At 63.0% G+C, this 19,278-nt stretch carries 13 protein-coding genes and 1 pseudogene; 7 read left to right on the plus strand and 7 right to left on the minus strand.

The window, feature by feature from the left end:
- Positions 1–99: 99 nt before the first annotated feature.
- The gene (gene gltB / locus JQ567_RS31230; protein WP_212442388.1) at positions 100–4,851 is read right to left on the minus strand and encodes a glutamate synthase large subunit; all 4,752 of its coding nucleotides are present in this window, start codon (positions 4,849–4,851) and stop codon (positions 100–102) included.
- Between the two features lie 485 nt (positions 4,852–5,336).
- Between gltB and JQ567_RS31235 the strand changes: the two genes are divergently transcribed.
- Complete coding sequence (locus JQ567_RS31235; protein WP_312017497.1) at positions 5,337–6,176, plus strand: hypothetical protein; 840 nt, start codon at positions 5,337–5,339, stop codon at positions 6,174–6,176.
- Between the two features lie 76 nt (positions 6,177–6,252).
- Here JQ567_RS31235 and JQ567_RS31240 read toward each other — a convergent pair whose 3' ends face one another.
- Together JQ567_RS31240 and JQ567_RS31245 are read right to left on the minus strand one after the other, a co-directional pair.
- Entirely contained in the window at positions 6,253–7,026 is a 774-nt protein-coding gene (locus tag JQ567_RS31240; protein ID WP_212442389.1) for an alpha/beta fold hydrolase, read from the minus strand.
- Between the two features lie 270 nt (positions 7,027–7,296).
- Positions 7,297–7,767, minus strand: a complete 471-nt coding sequence (locus JQ567_RS31245; RefSeq protein WP_212442390.1) for an Hsp20 family protein — start codon at positions 7,765–7,767, stop codon at positions 7,297–7,299.
- Positions 7,768–8,013: 246 nt separating this feature from the next.
- Here JQ567_RS31245 and JQ567_RS31250 point away from each other — a divergent pair, with 246 nt between their 5' ends.
- Both JQ567_RS31250 and JQ567_RS31255 read left to right on the plus strand, forming a co-directional pair.
- The gene (locus JQ567_RS31250) at positions 8,014–8,961 is read left to right on the plus strand and encodes an alpha/beta fold hydrolase (RefSeq protein ID WP_212411615.1); all 948 of its coding nucleotides are present in this window, start codon (positions 8,014–8,016) and stop codon (positions 8,959–8,961) included.
- 177 nt (positions 8,962–9,138) lie between these two features.
- Positions 9,139–10,125 (plus strand): NAD-dependent epimerase/dehydratase family protein, encoded by a 987-nt coding sequence (locus tag JQ567_RS31255; RefSeq protein ID WP_212442391.1) that lies wholly within the window; start codon positions 9,139–9,141, stop codon positions 10,123–10,125.
- A 41-nt stretch (positions 10,126–10,166) separates the two neighbouring features.
- Here the strand turns inward: JQ567_RS31255 and JQ567_RS31260 are convergent.
- Both JQ567_RS31260 and JQ567_RS31265 read right to left on the minus strand, forming a co-directional pair.
- Positions 10,167–10,787: pseudogene (locus JQ567_RS31260) on the minus strand (cytochrome C); the annotation flags it as partial.
- 201 nt (positions 10,788–10,988) lie between these two features.
- Complete coding sequence (locus tag JQ567_RS31265; protein ID WP_212442393.1) at positions 10,989–12,788, minus strand: adenylate/guanylate cyclase domain-containing protein; 1,800 nt, start codon at positions 12,786–12,788, stop codon at positions 10,989–10,991.
- A gap of 184 nt (positions 12,789–12,972) precedes the next feature.
- On the opposite strand from JQ567_RS31265, the gene JQ567_RS31270 reads away from it, so the two are divergent.
- Positions 12,973–13,608 (plus strand): LysE family translocator, encoded by a 636-nt coding sequence (locus JQ567_RS31270; RefSeq protein WP_212442431.1) that lies wholly within the window; start codon positions 12,973–12,975, stop codon positions 13,606–13,608.
- Positions 13,609–13,689: 81 nt separating this feature from the next.
- On the opposite strand, the gene JQ567_RS31275 is transcribed toward JQ567_RS31270, so the two are convergent.
- The gene (locus tag JQ567_RS31275) at positions 13,690–14,442 is read right to left on the minus strand and encodes a sulfite exporter TauE/SafE family protein (RefSeq protein ID WP_212442394.1); all 753 of its coding nucleotides are present in this window, start codon (positions 14,440–14,442) and stop codon (positions 13,690–13,692) included.
- Positions 14,443–14,534: 92 nt separating this feature from the next.
- Between JQ567_RS31275 and JQ567_RS31280 the strand changes: the two genes are divergently transcribed.
- The 3 genes from JQ567_RS31280 (at position 14,535) to corA (ending at position 17,261) form a co-directional block, all read left to right on the plus strand.
- Positions 14,535–15,428 carry a LysR substrate-binding domain-containing protein gene (locus JQ567_RS31280; RefSeq protein WP_212442395.1) on the plus strand — a complete coding sequence of 298 codons (894 nt, stop codon included), beginning with the start codon at positions 14,535–14,537 and terminating at the stop codon, positions 15,426–15,428.
- Positions 15,429–15,503: 75 nt separating this feature from the next.
- A complete protein-coding gene (locus tag JQ567_RS31285) occupies positions 15,504–16,151 on the plus strand; it encodes a glutathione S-transferase family protein (RefSeq protein ID WP_212442396.1) in 648 nt (215 codons plus the stop codon).
- Between the two features lie 144 nt (positions 16,152–16,295).
- The gene (gene corA, locus JQ567_RS31290; RefSeq protein ID WP_212442397.1) at positions 16,296–17,261 is read left to right on the plus strand and encodes a magnesium/cobalt transporter CorA; all 966 of its coding nucleotides are present in this window, start codon (positions 16,296–16,298) and stop codon (positions 17,259–17,261) included.
- Between the two features lie 95 nt (positions 17,262–17,356).
- Here the strand turns inward: corA and JQ567_RS31295 are convergent, their stop codons facing one another.
- Positions 17,357–19,060 (minus strand): hypothetical protein, encoded by a 1,704-nt coding sequence (locus tag JQ567_RS31295; RefSeq protein WP_212442398.1) that lies wholly within the window; start codon positions 19,058–19,060, stop codon positions 17,357–17,359.
- Positions 19,061–19,278: the final 218 nt, after the last annotated feature.

Consider the following 19,278-nt stretch of genomic DNA (forward strand, 5'->3'; position numbering starts at 1 on the left):
GCTCTTGCGCGCCTCGAAGGATGAGCAGCAAGCACCTTTTCCTGTCATCCTTCGAGGCTCGCCCAAGAGGGCTCGCACCTCAGGATGACGTCTCCTTCCCTACGCCCCGATCGCGATCTTCGGCTCGGCGTCGGCGTTCGCCTTCAATTCCTTCAGCGCGCGGCGGTATTCGACCGGCATCACCTTGCGGAATTTCGGCAGCCAGGCCTTCCAGTCGGCGAGGATTTCGGCGGCCTTCTTCGAGTCGGTCAGCTTGGCGTGGCGCGTGATCAGGACGTGCAGCCGCTCGATGTCGGAGTCGAGCAGGTTCTGGAACACATCGACCCTGCCATGCGCTTCGAGATCGCCGGTGTGGTGATAGGTGTTCTGGTTGATCATCTCTTCCGAGAGCAACGTTTCAAGCTCGACCATCGCCATATTGCACAGCTTGGCGAAGTCGCCGGCCTCGTCCAGCACATAGGCGATGCCGCCGGACATGCCGGCTGCGAAGTTGCGCCCGGTCTTGCCCAGCACCACGACGATGCCGCCGGTCATGTATTCGCAGCAATGGTCGCCGGCGCCTTCGACGACCGCGATCGCGCCGGAGTTGCGCACCGCGAAGCGCTCGCCGGCGATGCCGCGGAAATAGCATTCGCCCTCGATCGCGCCGTACATCACGGTGTTGCCGACGATGATGGATTCTTCCGGCACGATGCCGGAATTGCGCGGCGGCTTGACGATGATGCGACCGCCCGACAGGCCCTTGCCGACATAATCGTTGCCTTCGCCTTCGAGCTCGAAGGTGACGCCGCGCGTCAGCCACGCGCCGAACGCCTGGCCCGCGGTGCCCTTGAGGCTGACCTGGATGGTGTCGAGCGGCAGGCCGGCATGGCCGTAGATCTTGGCCAGGGTGCCCGACAGCATCGCACCGGCCGAGCGGTCGGTGTTGTTGATCTCCTCGTCGATCTTCACCGGCGCGCCGCGGTCGATGGCGGCTTGCGCCTTCTCGATCAGGCGGCGGTCGAGCACGGCCTCGAGATGATGATCCTGGCTCTCGGCGTGGTAGATCTTCTGGCCGGGCTGCTCCTTCTGGCGCACGAACAGTTTTGAGAAGTCGAGGCCCTTGGCCTTCCAGTGCGCCACCAGCGTCGACTGGTCGAGCATCTGGGTCTGGCCGACCATCTCGTTGAAGGTGCGGTAGCCGAGCTGGGCCATGATCTCGCGGACTTCCTCGGCGACGAAGAAGAAGTAGTTGATGACGTGCTCGGGCTGGCCGGTGAAGCGCTTGCGCAGCACCGGATCCTGCGTCGCAACGCCGACCGGGCAGGTGTTGAGATGACACTTGCGCATCATGATGCAGCCGGCCGCGATCAAGGGCGCGGTGGCAAAGCCGAATTCGTCGGCGCCGAGCAGCGCGCCGATCACGACGTCACGTCCGGTGCGGAAGCCGCCGTCGACCTGGACCACGATGCGGCTGCGCAGCCGCTCGCGCACCAGCGTCTGGTGGGTTTCGGCAAGGCCGATTTCCCACGGGCTGCCTGCGTGCTTGATCGAGGTCAGCGGCGAAGCGCCGGTGCCGCCCTCAAAACCTGCGATCGTCACATGGTCGGCGCGTGCCTTGGCGACGCCCGCGGCCACGGTGCCGACGCCGATTTCGGAGACCAGCTTGACCGAGACCTGACCGTCCGGATTGACGTTCTTGAGGTCGTAGATCAGCTGCGCGAGATCCTCGATCGAATAGATGTCGTGGTGTGGCGGCGGCGAGATCAGGCCGACGCCCGGCGTCGAATGCCGCACGCGCGCGATCACGGCGTCGACCTTGTGGCCGGGCAACTGGCCGCCTTCGCCGGGCTTGGCGCCCTGCGCCATCTTGATCTGCATCATGTCGGAGTTGACGAGGTACTCCGTCGTCACGCCGAACCGGCCGGAGGCGACCTGCTTGATCGCCGAGCGCATCGAATCGCCGTTCGGCAGCGGCTTGAAGCGATCGGCCTCTTCGCCGCCTTCGCCGGTGTTGGACTTGCCGCCGATCCGGTTCATCGCGATCGCCAATGTCGTGTGCGCCTCGCGCGAGATCGAGCCGAAGCTCATCGCGCCGGTGGCGAAGCGCTTGACGATGTCCTTGGCGGGCTCGACCTGGTCGAGCTTGATCGGCTTGCGCTTCTCGTCTTCGGCGGACTTGATCCGGAACAGGCCGCGCAGCGTCAATAGCCGCTCGGATTGCTCGTTGAGGATTTTGGCGAACGCCTTGTAGCGCTCCAGTGAATTGCCGCGCGCGGCATGCTGCAGCATCGAGACCGATTCAGCGGTCCAGGCGTGGTCCTCGCCGCGGGTGCGGTAGGCATATTCGCCGCCGACATCGAGCGCGGTCTTGTAGACCTGCGCGTCGCCGAACGCGTCGCTGTGACGGCGGCAGGTCTCCTCGGCGATTTCGGCAAGACCCACGCCTTCGACCCGGGTGTGGGTGCCGGCGAAATACTTGGCGATAAATTCTGCCTTCAGGCCGACGGCGTCGAAAATCTGCGCGCCGCAATAGGACTGGTAAGTCGAGATGCCCATCTTGGACATCACCTTGAGCAGGCCCTTGCCGATCGACTTGATGTAGCGCTTGACGATCTCGTAATCGTCGAGCGAGCCGGGCAGGCGGTCCTTCATCGCGATGATGGTCTCGAACGCCAGATACGGGTTGATCGCTTCGGCGCCATAGCCGGCGAGGCACGCAAAGTGATGCACTTCGCGCGGTTCGCCGGATTCCACCACGAGGCCGACCGAGGTGCGCAGACCCGTGCGGATCAGATGATGGTGCACGGCGGCGCAGGCCAGCAGCGAGGGGATTGGAATCCGGTCCGAGCCCGCCATGCGGTCGGACAGGATGATGATGTTGACGCCTTCGCGCACCGCGCCTTCGGCGCGCGCGCAGAGTTCGTCGAGCACCTGTTCGAGGCCGGCCGCGCCGAAGCCTGCATGGAAAGTCGTGTCGAGCGTGCGCGACTTGAAATGGCTGTCGGCAACGTCGGAGATCGAGCGGATCTTTTCCAGATCCGCGTCGGTCAGAATCGGCTGGCGCACTTCGAGACGCTTGGTCGAAGCGAGGCCCTGCAGGTCGAACAGGTTCGGCCGCGGCCCGATGATCGAGACCAGGCTCATCACCAGTTCTTCGCGGATCGGATCGATCGGCGGGTTGGTGACCTGCGCGAAGTTCTGCTTGAAGTAGGTGAACAGCGGCTTCGGCCGGTCCGACAGCGCCGAGATCGGCGTGTCGTTGCCCATCGAGCCCGCGGCCTCTTCGCCGGTCGAGGCCATCGGCGTCATCAGGATGGTAATGTCTTCCTGCGAATAGCCGAACGCCTGCTGCCGGTCGAGCAGCGGCAGGTTGGAGCGCATGCCCTTGCTCGAGGCGTCGGGCAATTCCTCGAGCTGGATCTGGGTGCGATGCAGCCAGTCGCTGTAGGGATGGCTCTTGGCCAGATCAGCCTTGATCTCGTCGTCGGGAATGAGGCGGCCCTGTTCGAGGTCGACCAGCAGCATCTTGCCGGGCTGCAGCCGCCACTTGGTGATGATCTGGTCCTCGGGGATCTTGAGCACGCCCATTTCGGACGCCATCACGATGCGATCGTCCTTGGTAACGAGATAGCGCGCCGGCCGCAGGCCGTTGCGGTCGAGCGTTGCGCCGATCTGGCGGCCATCGGTGAAGGCGATCGCGGCCGGGCCGTCCCACGGCTCCATCATCGCGGCGTGATATTCGTAGAAGGCGCGGCGCGTCTCATCCATCAGGGGATTGCCGGCCCACGCTTCCGGAATCATCATCATCACCGCGTGCGGCAGCGAGTAGCCGCCCTGCACCAGGAATTCGAGCGCGTTGTCGAAACAGGCGGTGTCGGACTGGCCCTCATAAGAAATCGGCCACAGCCTGGAGATGTCCTTGCCGTACAGTTCCGAATGCACCGAGGCCTGCCGCGCCGCCATCCAGTTGACGTTGCCGCGCAGCGTGTTGATTTCGCCGTTATGGGCGATCATCCGGTAGGGATGCGCCAGCGACCAGGCCGGGAAGGTGTTGGTCGAGAAGCGCTGATGCACCAGCGCCAGCGCGCTCTCGAAATCCGGCTCGTGCAGATCGGGATAATACTTGCCGAGCTGGTCGGCGAGGAACATGCCCTTGTAGATCACGGTCCGGCACGACATCGAGACCGGGTAATAGCCGGCAAGGCCGCGATCGCGGCGCTGATAGATCGCCTGTGAGATCGACTTGCGCAGGATATAGAGCCGGCGCTCGAAATCATCCTCGGTCTTGGTCGCGCCGTTGCGGCCGATGAACACCTGCATGCAGGATGGCTCGGTCGGCTTGACGGTTTCGCCGAGCGAGGAATTGTCGGTCGGCACGTCGCGCCAGCCGAGCAGCTTCAGGCCTTCGTTCTTGATCTGGTCGGCGATGATGCTCTGGATGACTTTGCGCCACGCCGTCTCCTTCGGCAGGAACAGCGCACCGATGGCGTACTCGCCGGGCTTCGGCAGCTTGAAGCCGATCTCGGCGGCCTTGCGCGTGAAGAACGCGTGCGGGATCTGCACCAGGATGCCGGCGCCGTCGCCGGCGCGCGGGTCGGCGCCGACGGCGCCGCGATGTTCGAGGTTGCAGAGAATGTTGATCGCATCGTCGACGATCTGATGCGACTTCCGGCCCTTGATGTTGGCGATGAAGCCGACGCCGCAGGAATCTTTTTCGAGGCTCGGATCGTAGAGGCCTTCAGCCGGCGGACGCCAGCTCCACTCGCGCTGAGGCACGGTAGGATACGTGGCGTCGTCCGGTTTCGAGATAGCGGTCGCCGACAGCGTTTCTGTCACGATGTTTTCGCGCTCGAATTCCGACCCGCTCATCTTAGTCCTCTCAATCAGGTCAAGGGCCTTAACTGTCACCGGCGCACCTTGGGCGCTTGCGGCACCCACCGGGCCACCGCTCGTCCGCCGCGAGCCGAAATTTCCTAAATTCAGGCTTGGGCGTTCAACGTCCCTGAGGAACGGCCTTGCCTGTACTTGCCTGGAGCTCGAAGCCGCCAAGCTTTCGTTGCAATCCCTGTGCCGGGAATGCCCACAATTGAGACAGTGATACTGTCCTAACTCCCGACCATGCCAAACTTTTCTCTATCACACAAGCGCGTGAAAGTCCCTGCCCGCATGGCTGATCCGTGCCTGTAACCGTCAAAACACACTGCCCCGGTTTGCCGAAACATACTGCCCCGGATTTGGGGCAAACGCGCCGCGATCCGGCCCAAGGACCGCCGGATTCCGCAATGAAGTTCGGTTCCGGGACGGCCGGGCAAGAGAGCGAACACGCTCCAGGCAGGGGCTAACAGGAGCAATGGATGATGAAGTTCTTCACAGGATGGGTTTTTGCGGCGGGGACGGTTCTTGCCACAACGGCCGCCCAGGCGCAGGTACCGGCGCCTTACGAGGCCGGACGCTCGCCCTATTATTCGGTATCCGACATTGGCGACCCCTATTATGCGCCGCCCCGTTATGCGCCGCCGGCACAAGACCCCGGGTTTGCGCCGCGGGCGCAATACCCCGGGTTTGCGCCGTCGGCGCAATACCCCGGGCCGCGCTACGGCTACGGGCAGGGACCGATGCTGCTGCCGCCGACCGAGGTCTACACGGTGGTGCGCGAGAGCGGATTTTCGCCGCTCGGCATCCCGCAGCAACGCGGCTTCGTTTACACGATTTCGGTGATCGACCGTGGCGGGGACGATGGCCGCCTGATCATCGACGCGCGCACCGGCCGGATCATCCGCTTCATACCGGCGCACCGGATGGGCGATAATTTCAACGACGATCTGACCATGAATTACGGCCCGCCCGGACCGCTGCCGCCGACCCATGCCAAGGGCGCGCCGCGGCCGCCGAAGCCGGCCCCGCAGGTCGCGAGCCACACCGTGCCGGTGCCGAAGCCGAGCCCGCTCGCCGCCAAGCAGGCTACCGCCGAACCGGCGGCCAAAGCCGTGGCGGCCAGGCCGGCCACCGCCGAGCCTGCGGCCGAACCCGCAGCCGCAGCGGAACCGGTGCAGCAATCGGCGGCAGCTCAGCCTAAATCGGCTGAAGCGCAAACAACGCCGCCCGCGGCCGTGACGACAGGTGCGGTCCAGGCAAAACCGGTACCGCAGATCGCCCCGACCCAGGAGATGCCCAACATGCAGGGGCTGGAGTAAGACCAAGTCGCAGCGGCGCTTCCTGATCCCTCCCCCATGTGGCCCCCATGCGGGGAGGGATCAGGCGAGCGGCCACCTATTCCTTATGACCCGCCGCCGCGAGGATCAGGTCGGCGATCTCCTTCGGATGCGACACCAGCGACAGATGACCCGCGTCCAGCTCGACCGTGGTCGCCTTCATGCGCTTGGCCAGAAACCGCTCGAGGTCGGGATTGATGGTCTGGTCCTGCTTGGAGACGGCATACCATGACGGCTTGGAGTGCCAGGCGGCCACGGTGGTGCGTCCCGCAAACAGGGAAACGGCAGTCGGCTCCTGCACCGCGTAGAGCACCTCGGCCTTTTTCGGCTCCACGCCGTTGGCGAAATATTTCAGGAACGAATCCTCCGACAATTTGGTGAAGCCGTCATGTTCCCGGATCCCGGCGCGCACCGGCCCGGCCGGGAATTTTCCGGAGAGCGCGACAAAATCCTCGCCCGCATCAGGGCCGCGCGCGGCGACATAGACCAGCGCCGATACTTTCGGATCCGTTCCGGTCTCGCTGATTACGGTGCCGCCCCAGGAATGCGCGACCAGCACGGTCGGCCCGTCCTGCATCGCCAGCGCGCGGCGGGTTGCGGCGACGGAATCGGCAAGCGACGTCAGCGGATTCTGTACGGCGGTGACCTTCAGCCCCGCGGCCTGCAGATAGGGGATGACTTCCGACCAGCTCGAGCCGTCCGCCCACGCCCCGTGCACCAGCACGACATTGCGCGCCACCGGCGTCGCCGCCTCGGCCTGCGCCGGGAGTGTGCCAAGCGATCCCGCAAATGCCGTGACCGCGAGCGCCGTTACCAGTTGAACCATCTTCATCGAACCTGCTCCGTGATTTTTTCAGCGTGATGCGCTGCCCATGATTGGAGTTTCGGCGCAGGGGCGCCGTCGTTACGGCGCTCACGGCAGTGTGAAATTCTCAGAATTTCAAATGGCGTCATTCCGGGGCGCGCAAAGCGCGAACCCGGAATCTCGAGATTCCGGGTCTGGTCCTACGGCCCATCCCGGAATGACGGCGCCAACAAAAAACGCCCCGGTTTCCCGAGGCGCTTTCGCGTTCAGCCAATATCTGCTGAAAGCCTGATCGCGTTAGGCCGCGACAGCCGAGCTGTCGACGACCCGCGGGGTTTGGGAGCCGTTGCTGATCGGAATGCTGCGCGGCTTCTTGGCCTCGGGAATCTCGCGGACGAGATCGACGTGGAGCAGACCGTTCTCGAGCGAGGCGTTCTTGACCTGCACGAAATCGGCAAGCTGGAAGGCACGTTCGAAGGCGCGCGCCGCGATGCCGCGGTACAGCACTTCGGATTTGTCCTGGCCGTTCTCGTTGGCCGACTTCTCGCCCTTGATCGTCAGCGTGTTTTCCTTGGCGACGATCGAAAGCTCGCCTTGCGAGAAGCCGGAGACCGCAACGCTGATGCGGTAGGCGTTCTCACCGGTGCGCTCGATGTTGTAGGGGGGATAACCGGGGCTGCCGTCTGACGCTGCCTGGTCGAGCAGGGAGAAGAAGCGGTCGAAGCCGACGGTGGAACGATAAAACGGGGCGAGATCGTAGGTACGCATAGGGTAGTCCTCCATTGAGCGACTGTTGCAGTTAACCCGCCCGCCATCGGGCCGGGCTTTCGTCCATGTGCAGCCTCAGATTTCGACTCCGAAACACAGGGGTATTCGGTTCCGAAACACTGGTAGCGGCCTGCACGGAAGTGATATGGGAGGGGCTGAACATCGTTCAAGAGGGGCCAAACCAGGTCCCTTTTTTGATACCCCGCCTTGATTTCCAGCCCGTTTCACCTAGCCGGTTCCCTGTCCATGACGCTCGTCTCGATCCCTGCCAATCCGGTTCCGGAGGATGTCGTCAGCGGCACCATCAAGACGCCTGACGGCGCCGAACTGCGCTTTGCGCGCTGGGCGCCGCCGGCGGGCCGCAAGGGCACCGTCTGCGTCTTCACCGGCCGCAGCGAGCAGATCGAGAAATATTTCGAGACGGTGCGCGACCTGCGCGATCGCGGGTTCGCCGTGGCGATGATCGACTGGCGCGGCCAGGGTCATTCCTCGCGGCGCTTGCGCGATCCACGCAAGGGTTATGTCCGCGATTTCTCCGATTTCGAAATCGACGTCGAAACCTTCGTGCAGCAGGTGGTGCTGCCCGATTGCCCGCCGCCCTATTTCGCGCTGGCGCATTCGATGGGCGGTGCCGTGATGCTGCGCGTCGCGCATGCAGGAAAACGCTGGTTCGACCGCATGGTGCTGTCGGCGCCGATGATCGATCTGCCGGGAAGCCGGACCTCATTTGCGGCGCGCGCAATGTTGCGGGTGCTGCGGCTCGCAGGTCAGGGCGGCCGTTACGTGCCTGGAGGCAGCGACGCGCTGACCGGCACCGAGTCCTTCATCAACAATCCCTTCACCAGCGATCCCGTGCGCTTTGCCCGCAACGCCGCGATCCTGGAAGAAGACCCGACGCTGGGCATCGGCTCGCCGACGGTGGCCTGGGCCGACACGGCGTTTCGCGCGATGCACGGCTTTCGTGCGTCGAACTATCCTTCCGAAATCCGCCAGCCGATCCTGATGCTGGCCGCCAGCAGCGACACCATCGTCTCGACCGCGGCGATCGAGGAATTCGCCTATCATTTGCGCGCCGGCTCGCATTTGGTGATCGCCGGGTCCAAGCACGAGATCCTGCAGGAGCAGGACCGCTACCGCTCGCAATTCTGGGCCGCGTTCGACGCCTTCGTACCGGGCACGCCGCTGTTCAAGTGATCAAATCCGAATAGATGCGAGTTTGAAAGGTTCTCGATAGCGATGGCATCGAGGATGACCAAATCGGCTCGGTTGAAAGTGCGGTCCCAACTACCAGGTGTGGTAAGCTCAAGTCCCGATTACGTCTCCGTCGCTCCGGAGGAATGTGATCGGGTTGGCGATAGGGGAGGCAGTTTCATGCGTCTGTTGATTCTAGGCGGGAGCCAGTTTCTTGGGCGCGCGATTGCGGCTCATGCCTGCGCTGCCGGACATGACGTGACGTGTGCCGCACGGGGGCTCGCGGGTCCGATTGCGCCCGGCGCGAAATTTGTTGCTGTCGACCGCGACGTTTCAAATGGTCTCGAGCCGCTTGGGCGCCAGGAGTTCGATGCTGTCGTGGATGTATCACGTCACCCGGGCCAGGTGCGCCGCGCGGTCGCCGCACTCAAGCAGCAGACCGGGCACTGGACCTTCGTCTCGACAGTAAGCGTTTATGCGGACAATCGCACGCCCGGGCAGCGGGCGGACACGGCCCCGCTGCGGGCACCCACCGCCCCGGAGGTCGAATACAGCAGTGAAGAAATCTATGGTGCCGCGAAGGTCGCGTGCGAGCAGGCCGTAGGCGAAAGCGCCTTCATTTGTCGGGCGGGTCTTATTGTCGGGCCGGAGGACCCGACGGGTCGGTTCACTTATTGGCCAGCACGGCTTGCCCGCGGAGGCGAAGTGCTTGCGCCCGGGACGGCGGAGGATACCGTTCAGTTCATCGACGTGCGCGACCTTGCCCAATGGATCGTTCATGCCGCGCAAGCCCGCCTGACTGGTATCTATGACGGAACTGGACCAACGCGCACCCGCGGCGAGTTGCTGGCTGACTGCGCGGCGGCACTGGGTTCATCCTGTACGTTCACATGGGTAAATCGTGCCTTCCTGGAGGAGCACGACGTCAGACGTTGGGCGGGCCCTCGATCACTCCCTTTGTGGCTCCCTCTGCCGGACTTTGCCGGCTTTGCTACGCGCGACACGACGCCGGCGCGTCATGCCGGCCTCACCTTGCGGCCCCTGTCAGAGACCGCGCGTGACACGCTTGGCTGGTTGCGTGCCACCAACGGTCCAGTCGTCGGTTTAACCGGCGATGAAGAAAGGGAAGTGCTTGCCGCATGGCATGCGAGGGGCCCTGGCGACTGACGAGGACGTGATCAATTTTATGACTGCACGGCCTAACCGGCTGGCGCCGGTAGCCGGTCGGTGATGCGTTTGGGCAGGCGGCGCTCGACGAACAAAGTGCGGACTTCGGCGACGCTGAGGTAGCGGTTCTCGCCCTCGCCCTTGCCGAGAATATCGAGCAGGACCGGCCATTCGCCCTTCATCATGATCGGATAGGTCCAGCGCGCCTTATCGCCGTCGCGCTTCAGATTGTCCGCCATGAAGGTCTCGATCTGCTTGGCGTTCAGCCCGGGCTCGGTGCCGCCATCGGGATTACGGTATTCCTGGCCGAAGCTCGCGAAGCGTTCGATCTGCTCCAGATTGACCTGTCCATCCACTTCGAGAATGCGAGAGCCGGCGCCATGCTTGTCGAGCGGGCCGTTGCGCAATTCATCGAGAATCGCGCCTGATGTCACGCTCCTCAAGGGGTGGCCGTTTGCGATCATCGCAATTCCGTAGGTGAGCACCTTCGCCCGGATCAAACCCATTCCCGTTTTGCCGCTCGCCAGCCCGATGTCTTCGGTCAGCGTGCCGAGCGGCACGATGTGGCCGTCGACATAGCCGTTCGCGACCAGCGCGCGCAGGAACGGGCAGGGATTATTCGGAGAGACGGCGATCTGCGTGGCCGGTGCTTGGTCTGGCATGGATCCAATCCTGAAAAGGCAGCGAATATGAAAAAGACAATCGGCCTCGGTCTGAAGGGGAATGGATTCGAAAAGGGAATCCGCCGGTCGTGTACTACTTCAGGGTGCAAACGATTTTCGCCGGATTCGAAGCCGTGTCAACCAGCGGCCGAAGACGTGGCCGGCCGGGACGACAATTCGACGCAAAGGTACGCGGCCTTTTCAGGAATCGGCGGCAAGCTTCGGCGCGGACTCGACGAGCGTCAATCTGGCGGAGGGAACGCCGGCCTTCAGCAGGCCGTCACGGTAATGGGCGATGTCGTCAGGCCGTTTCCAATGGAAATTGCTCAAATGGCGTTCGACGGTAAAGGTCGGATAATTGTGCAGCAGGACGTCAGTGGCGTTGGCCGCTTCCTCGGCGCGTCCGAGCTGGGCGAGCGCGGCCGCCCGGATCGCGAGCGCCTGAAGATGATTGGGATTGAGGTACAGCTGTTCGCGCGCCCAGGACAGCGAGGCGTCATATTGGCCGATAAGGTAATGGCTGAACGCATTCACGCCCGCCCATTGATATCGGGGGTCGGAATTGCCGCGCTGCGCCGCCATTGAAATCAGTTCGATGGCCTTCCGATGTTCGCCCGCGTAAAAATAACAAAAGCCAAGAACGCCGCGGGCGCCCATGTCGTAGGGGTTCAGCCCGACCGCCCGGTTCGCGGCATCCATGGAAACCTCGTGATGTCCTTCCAGGGCGTGCAGATAAGCGACAATCTGGAAGGCAAAGGACGAGCGCGGATCAAGCCTGACGCTGCTCTCGGCGAGATCCATCGCCGTGGTCCACAATTCGCGCGTGCTCTTGATCCATCCGAACTGGATGCTCTGCATCATGATGGTGGCGAGATAGGCGCGGGCGATCGACAGCGTCGGATCGAGCGCGATCGCCTCCCTGAACAGGCCGATCGAGGTTTCGAAATCGGCTTTGGTCTGCAGGTAATAATAGGAAAGCCCTTTGAGGAAGCGGTCCCATGCGGTCAGGTCGTTCGACGACGGCCGGGGAGGCGCGGAAGCCTCGGCCCGGTAGATCTCGGCCGCGATCGCCGCCGACAGGCTGGTGGTGATCTCGTCCTGCATCGCGAACAGGTCGCCCATGTCGCGGTCGTAGCGGCCGGTCCATAATTGCTCGCCGTTCTCGGGCGCAATCAGCTCGGCGGTGACGCGGATCTTGCTGCCGGCGCGGCGCACCGAGCCCTGGATCAGGTAGCTCGCGTCGATCTCCCGCGCGATCAGGCGGGTGCTCAGGTTCTTGCCCTTGAAGGAGAACGTCGAGTTGCGGCTCAGCACCCGGTAGAACGATTGCAGCGACAAGGCGTGGATCAGGTCCTCGGTGAGGCCGTCGGAGAAATACTCGTCGGCGCTCTCGCTCAAATTGGCAAACGGCAGCACCCCGACGATCGCGGTCCGGTATTGCGCGGGCAGGTTCGCGGGATCCCTTGCCTCGCGGCTGCGGTGGTCCGCGCCTTCAGGCTCCCAGGTCCAGACGCTGACCGGCTCCTCGATGTTCTTGAAGCGGTGCGGACCGGCATCGACGAGGGGAACGCTGAGACGCTTGCCGGCCTCGCCATAGGCCTTGCCCGACACCGCCACGCCGCCCGGGGCGGCCACCGATTCGAGCCGGACGGCGATGTTCACGTCGTCGCCGAACACCTCGTCCTCGTCGGCCATCACATCGCCCATATGGATGCCCATGCGGAATTGCATCACGCGGTCGGTGGGCAAATGATGGTTTCGTTCGGCCATCATCATCTGCATCGCGACCGCGGCCTCGATGGCGCCGACGATGCTGGGAAACTCCAGCAGGAAGCCATCGCCGGTGTTCTTCACCAGACGGCCGCCATGATTGAGGATGATCGGGTAGATCGCGGTCCGGTGAGCCTTGAAGGTGGCATGCGTGCCCGCCTCGTCGGCTCCCATCATGCGGGAATAGCCGGCGACATCAGCGCAAACGATGGCGGCTAGCCGTCTTTCCATGTATCCCTAAAACTCCCGCACTTGCATACCACTATGTGGTCGGCCAAGCGATTCCAATGATTATTAAATACGCTGTATCTGGCGGAAGGCCGATCCAGAAGTGATAGTAACGCAATCCAATTGCGATTGGCATGCGCTGGACCAATGGATTGTCACGAGGGAACTGGTCAAAATCATGGGCGAACTGCTCGGCATAAACGAACTCTGGTTGTTCATCCTCTCGGGGTTGCTGCTCAACGTCACACCGGGGCCTGATACCGCCTACATCATCGGCCGCAGCATCCAGTTGGGGTGGCGCGGCGGGGCGGCGGCCGCGCTCGGCATCAGCTGCGGCTGCCTGGTTCACGTGTTCGGCGCCGCGATCGGGCTGTCGGCGCTGCTGCTGACGTCGGCGGCCGCCTTCACCGTCCTGAAGCTGGTCGGGGCGGCCTATCTGGTGTTCACCGGCATCCAGATGCTGCTGTCGCGCCAGAGTCCGGTCGCCGACATAGCTGTGCAGGACGATGCCACCCCGCTACGCCGGGTGTTCTGGCAGGGGGCCTTGACCAACGCGCTCAATCCGAAGGTGGCGCTATTTTTCCTGGCGTTCCTGCCGCAATTCGTGGCCGCTGATTCGCCGCACAAGACGGCGGCCTTCCTGGCCCTCGGCCTGATCTTCATCTTCAACGGCACGCTGTGGTGCCTCGGTGTTGCGGCGTTTGCGTCGAAGGCCGCCTCCCGCATCCGGCACTCCCAGCGCGTGATCGCCTGGATCAATCGCGTGCTCGGCGGGATGTTCGTCTATCTCGGGTTTCGCGTGGCGATGCTGCAGACCCGCTGATCTACCCCATTTGGGTGAGGCGTCTTTCAGGCGCGGTGGTCCGGTCTGCGTCAGGAAAACGCGTCGAGAAATCATCACGCTCTAGCTGTGAATTTTCAGAAACCCGCCGACGGCGAGATAGAGCCCGAGGAAGATCATCGCGATCAGGAACCAGCGACGGAACACGTCCGGCTGCATCCGCGTTCGCACCGCCTGACCGATGAACATGCCGGCAAAGGACGCCGCCATCGCCACCGCGCCCGGCAGCGCGGTTGCCGCCGTCAGCAGGCCCGCCGCGGTGATGTTGAAGGCGAGCGCCACGGTGGCGACCGTGAAGAACACGCCGAGCGCCTGGACCAGTTCGTCCTTCTGCATGCCGATCGCCTGCATGAACGGCATTGACGGGATGACCTGAACGCCGGTCGCGGCCGAGATCACGCCGGTGACAAGGCCGACGATGCCGCCGATCCACTTCTCGTCGCGGTGCGCGACCTTGAAGCTGAATTTGCACAGGCCCACGATGGCATAGATCACCAGCAGCACGCCGAGGATGACGGTGCCATAGGCCGCATAGGGCCCGGTCAAGAGCCCGCCGTTGAGCCAGATGCCGATCACGGTGCCGACCATCAGCGGCCACAGCCGCCGCATGATGTCGCGCAAGTAAGGGCCGCCGAAGGTCTGCCAGATATTGGTGACGATCGCCGGAACGATCACGATCGAGATCGCCTGGCCGGGCGGCATCGTCACCGCGAGCAGGCCCATCGACACCGTCGGCAGGCCGAGCCCGATGACGCCCTTGATGAAACCGGCGAGCAGGAACGCGGCCGCGATGAGAATGAGCATGGAATCGATCATGCGGCCACATTGACCGATCGTGCTATCAGGCACAATCTGGAGATTACGGAGACAGCATTCGGCCAGGCCGAAGGCAGATATCGGAATTCGTGATGCGCTTCGATCTGGTCGACCTACAGCTCTTCATCGCGGTGGCCGAGACGCGCAGCATCACCAATGGCGCGAACCGCGTGCATCTGGCGCTGGCCTCGGCCAGCGCGCGCATCAAGGGCCTGGAGGCCGCGCTTGGCGTTTCACTGCTGCAGCGTGGCCGCCGCGGCGTCGAACTGACGCCGGCCGGCGAAAGCCTGCTCGATCATGCCCGCATCGTCATGCACAATGTGGACGCGATGCGCGGCGATCTCGCCGCGTTCTCGCGCGGCGTCAAGGCCACCGTCCGTTTCCTTGCCAACACCTCCGGCCTGTCGGAATATCTGCCGAAGGCGCTGGCCGCGTTCCTCAGCCAGCATCCGCATATCTCGATCGACGTCGAGGAGCGCGAAAGCGCCGACATCGCCCGCGCCATCGCCAGCGGCGCCGCCGATCTCGGGCTCGCCGCCGAACACGCGCTGCCCGACAGCATCGAGCGGATCCCCTACAGCGAAGACCGCCTGGTGCTGGTCACCGCGCGCCAGGATGAATTGTCGAACCGGCGGCAGGTCGATTTTCGCGAGGTGGTGGAGCGGGATTTCGTCGGCCTGATCACCTCGAGCGCGCTGCACGCCCATGTCACCGGCCACGCCGCGCGGCTCGGCGCGCGCTTGCGGTTCCGTGCCCGGCTCAACAATTTCGATGCGATCGGGCAGATGGTCTCTGCCGGCATCGGCGTCGCCGTGATGCCTGAAGTGGCGGCCAAGCGCTGCGCGCGGTCGATGAAGATCAATGTCCTCAGGATCAGGGATCCCTGGGCCAACCGCAGGCTTGCGATCTGCGCCCGCAGTTTCAAGTCGCTGCCGAAGCCGGCGCAGCAACTGGTCGAACATCTGCGCAAGATGGCGCCGAAGTGAAGCCTTTTTTTGACGCGTTTTCTTTACGCGAACCGGTGCCCACTTCGCTCGAAAACGCTATGGAGGAGAAACGCAATGCTCAAGGTCTGGGGACGCCGCAGTTCATTCAACGTCCAGAAAGTCATGTGGCTGATCGGCGAACTCGATCTTGCCCATGAGCACATCGACGCCGGCGGTTCGGCCGGCGGGCTCGATGCGCCGACATTTCTGGCGATGAATCCGCACGGCCGGATTCCCGTGATCAAGGACGGTGACGCCGTGGTGTGGGAATCGCATGCGATTCTCCGGTATCTGGCGGCACGCTACGGCGCTGGTCGATTCTGGTCAGATGATCCCGTCGCCCGTGCCGCCGTCGACGGCTGGATGGATTGGTCGCAAACCGCGCTGCAGCCGGATTTCCTCACCGGCGTGTTCTGGGGATTCTATCGGACGCCGGAAGACAAGCGAAACTGGCCGGCGATCAATGCGGCGCTGGCGCGTTGCGCCAAGGATTTCGAAAAACTCGACCGGTTGCTGGAGGGGCGCAGCTTCCTGCTCGGCGAGGCCTTGTCGCTCGCCGACATCACGGTCGGGACGTCGCTCTATCGTTACTTCGAACTGGAAATCGACCGGCCGTCGTTGCCGCAGGTCGAGCGCTGGTATCGCACCTTGCAAGCGCGCGAGGCGTACCGGACCCACATCATGGTCCCGTTCGGCGAACTGTTTGGGCGGCTGGATTGCTGAGGCTTGTAGTCATGAATTTAACGCTCGGCCGGCAAGCCAAATCCGAGGGCGTGATGCAGGCGCTGCAACGCTGCCACAAGAATTATCTGGGCAATTTATGTGGTAAGGTATGCACCCGCTCATCATGTTCGGAGGAAGCTCGTTGTGAGCGTTGTGGCAGCCCACCTGTACCGTCATGGCAAGAATGTCAAAGCCGTTTCGCTGGACGAGCCCATCGATTGCAAGGGCAAGTCCGAGTTTGTCTGGATCGGGCTATTCGAGCCTTCGAAACGAGAGCTTGAGCAACTCGAGAAGAACTACGGGCTTCATCCGCTCGCGATCGAGGATGCGTTCAAGGCAAACCAACTGCCGAAAATTGACGTCTACGGCGACCAGCTGTTTGTCATGACGCGCACGGCTCATCTTGAGCAGGATCACATCGCCCATGGCGAAACAGCGATTTTTGTCGGAAAGAATTTTATCATTACGGTTCGGCATGGCTCGGCTCGGGCGCACAGCGAACTGCGCGCCCAACTCGAAGCGGCTCCCAGCTTGCTGGGACATGGTCCGGATTATGTCTTGCACGCCATCCTCGACTTTATCGTTGATGGATACCTGCCGGTGGTCGAGACGATTGAGGAACACGTGCTCAAGATGGAGCAAAGCGCGCTTGACAGCTTCCTCAGTCGCGCCGACGTCAAACGGCTCTTCGGGCTGCGCCAGGAACTGATCCGCTTTCAGCGAATTATCGGCCCCATGATGGAGGTCTGCGGCCGGCTCGTACACATTGAGACACCGTGCCTCGATGCCAACGCCCGTCCCTATTTCCAGGACGTCCTGGACCACGTGCGGCGCGTCGAAGCGATGGTGAACTCGTTGCGAGACGTGCTGACTTCGGTTTTCGAAGTGAGCAATCTATTGGAGCAGCAGCGTCAGAGCGCGATTACGCGGCAGTTGGCCGCGTGGGCCGCGATCCTGGCCGTGCCCACCGCGATCGCCGGGATCTACGGCATGAATTTCGAAAACATGCCCGAGTTGAAGACGCAATACGGCTACTTTGTCGTCGTCGGCGTTATCGCCCTGTTTTGCGCGGTGCTTTATGTGCGTTTCAAACGCGCTCGATGGCTCTGATACGAGTTCGTGGCTCGCCGCTTTACCGAGTCGGTGGCAATTGATAGATCACACTGCGGCGCCCAACCTGGCGTGGCGAACCCGGCAAACAGTCATCATTTCCTGCGCCAGATATCCAGCAGTGCGTCGGCCTTTGTTCGCAGCGGCAATCGTTCGTTGGTCAGCGCATCGAGGAAACCCGCAATGCGCTGCGACTTTGCCAGCGTATAGAGCGTGAGCGCTGCGAAAGCGGCCGCCGTTACGGCTACGTAGATTACCTTCGCCGCGAGATGATGGTCGGTTGCGGCGATCAGGCTGCTCATGCCGAGGAAGCCTGTCGTGGTGGTGCCGATCAGGCCGATCATGGTCACGACGGTCAGCCTGAGGAAGATGTTCGACTGGCGACGCAGCAGATCGCTGTCGAGATAAGCGCCCATGTCCTTCAGCTCTTCCCGAATCTCGATGTACAGGCGGTCGGTGCCGAGATGTTTGACGAGGGCATGGAACACCTCGCGCGTCTGCACGTGCTCCGATACATCGTGAAACCAGTAGCGGTGGGTGAAGCGATGGAATATTTCGAGCAGGCCCCTGATCTCGGCGCGGAATCGTCGCACGGTTTCCTGCTGCTCGATATTGAGGCGCGTGACAGCGTGCACCAGGCGGTCGGACATCATCAGCAATGCCCCCTTGTGCATGTGAGCGATCAGCGCCAGCAGAAAGAACTGATGACGAAACTGGCCAAGAACGCCGCGCTCCGCATCCATGAATACGGGCCTCGCGGCGTCGCCGACGATGAGGAACGCGTGATCGCAACACGTCACGCGTGTGCGCAGCCGGCTGTCGGATTGCGTTTCGTCATAGTATCTGTCGTAGCAATGGTTTTCTTCGAAGCTCGCCAGATATTTCTCGGAATAGGGCAGCGCATGCCGGTCGCCGGGCGCGTTCGCGTACGCCAGCCGGGCGAAGTCTGCCCGCGTCAGCTGCTCCGGATGTTCGACGGCGAGATAAGCCATCAATGGCATGCGGTAATATTCGAGGTGGCGGAACCGCAGCGCTCCCGCCTGGTCGGAGTGATGGGCGGCCATCGGGTTGAGCAAATATTGCCAGTGCGCCGCGAGCGGCGGCGCCCGCTCGCGACACACCGATGCCAGATACTGCTTTCTGTCCTCGTAGTCCGACACGGCGAGCACGCGCCCATCTGCCGCCAGCCATTCCACCTTGCGGGGGCAGTTGATGCCGTCTCCCTCTGTGGTCCAGCCCGCAGGATAGGCGCGGCCGAACCGGTGCAGGGAGTCCTGCACCACGTCGAGCGGCAGGTCGGAGCCGGACACTTCGACAGCGAGAATGACAAGGTCGACGTCATAGAAAAAGTAAAGATCGACATGCCGGACATCGAACACGACCGGTGCGACCCGGTCGGGGAAAAGGATCCGCACCGCTGCCACGTCGGTCCGGCGATAAGCCTTTATCGGGGATTCGCCGTAGGCGGCCATGGAGCGGCGTTTGGCGCCTTCGCCGTAGAGGAGACGCTGCACATAGGGCAGGAATGTCACGAATTCGCGATAGTGCCGTTCCTGGAAGGCGTCGGGATCGGCGCAGAATTCATCATCCACTTCCTTCCAGACCCCGCTGGTATCCTTCTCGAGGAGTTCCCAGTGATGATGGATTTGCGAACCTTCCTTCAGCGGCAGCAGTTGAAGCGGCCAGAGCAGGATCTGGTGGAACGAACGCACCAACGGTGTGGCGTCGGGCGTGGATTCGATCGGGTCCGATGCGAGGCGCGCCTTGGAGCCCAGCCCGCCGATCGTTTGCGACACCATGGCACGTCCTCGACATTCGGTTTGGATACCTCAATGCTGAACCATACCGCAAAAGCACCAAGCATTGTCCGCGCGTTGCTGTCGCACGCTGCAAGCGGACGACGCCAAATTCCGCATTGCAGCGGGAATGACGCAATGGCCAATGGACGACATTCTCGAAAGGAGTAGGCTGGCGAGCGTCTCATGCCTTTTTCAGGAGGTCACATGATACGGCACCT

Origin of the sequence: Bradyrhizobium sp. AUGA SZCCT0431, assembly GCF_018131065.1 — a bacterium.
Taxonomy (GTDB): domain Bacteria; phylum Pseudomonadota; class Alphaproteobacteria; order Rhizobiales; family Xanthobacteraceae; genus Bradyrhizobium.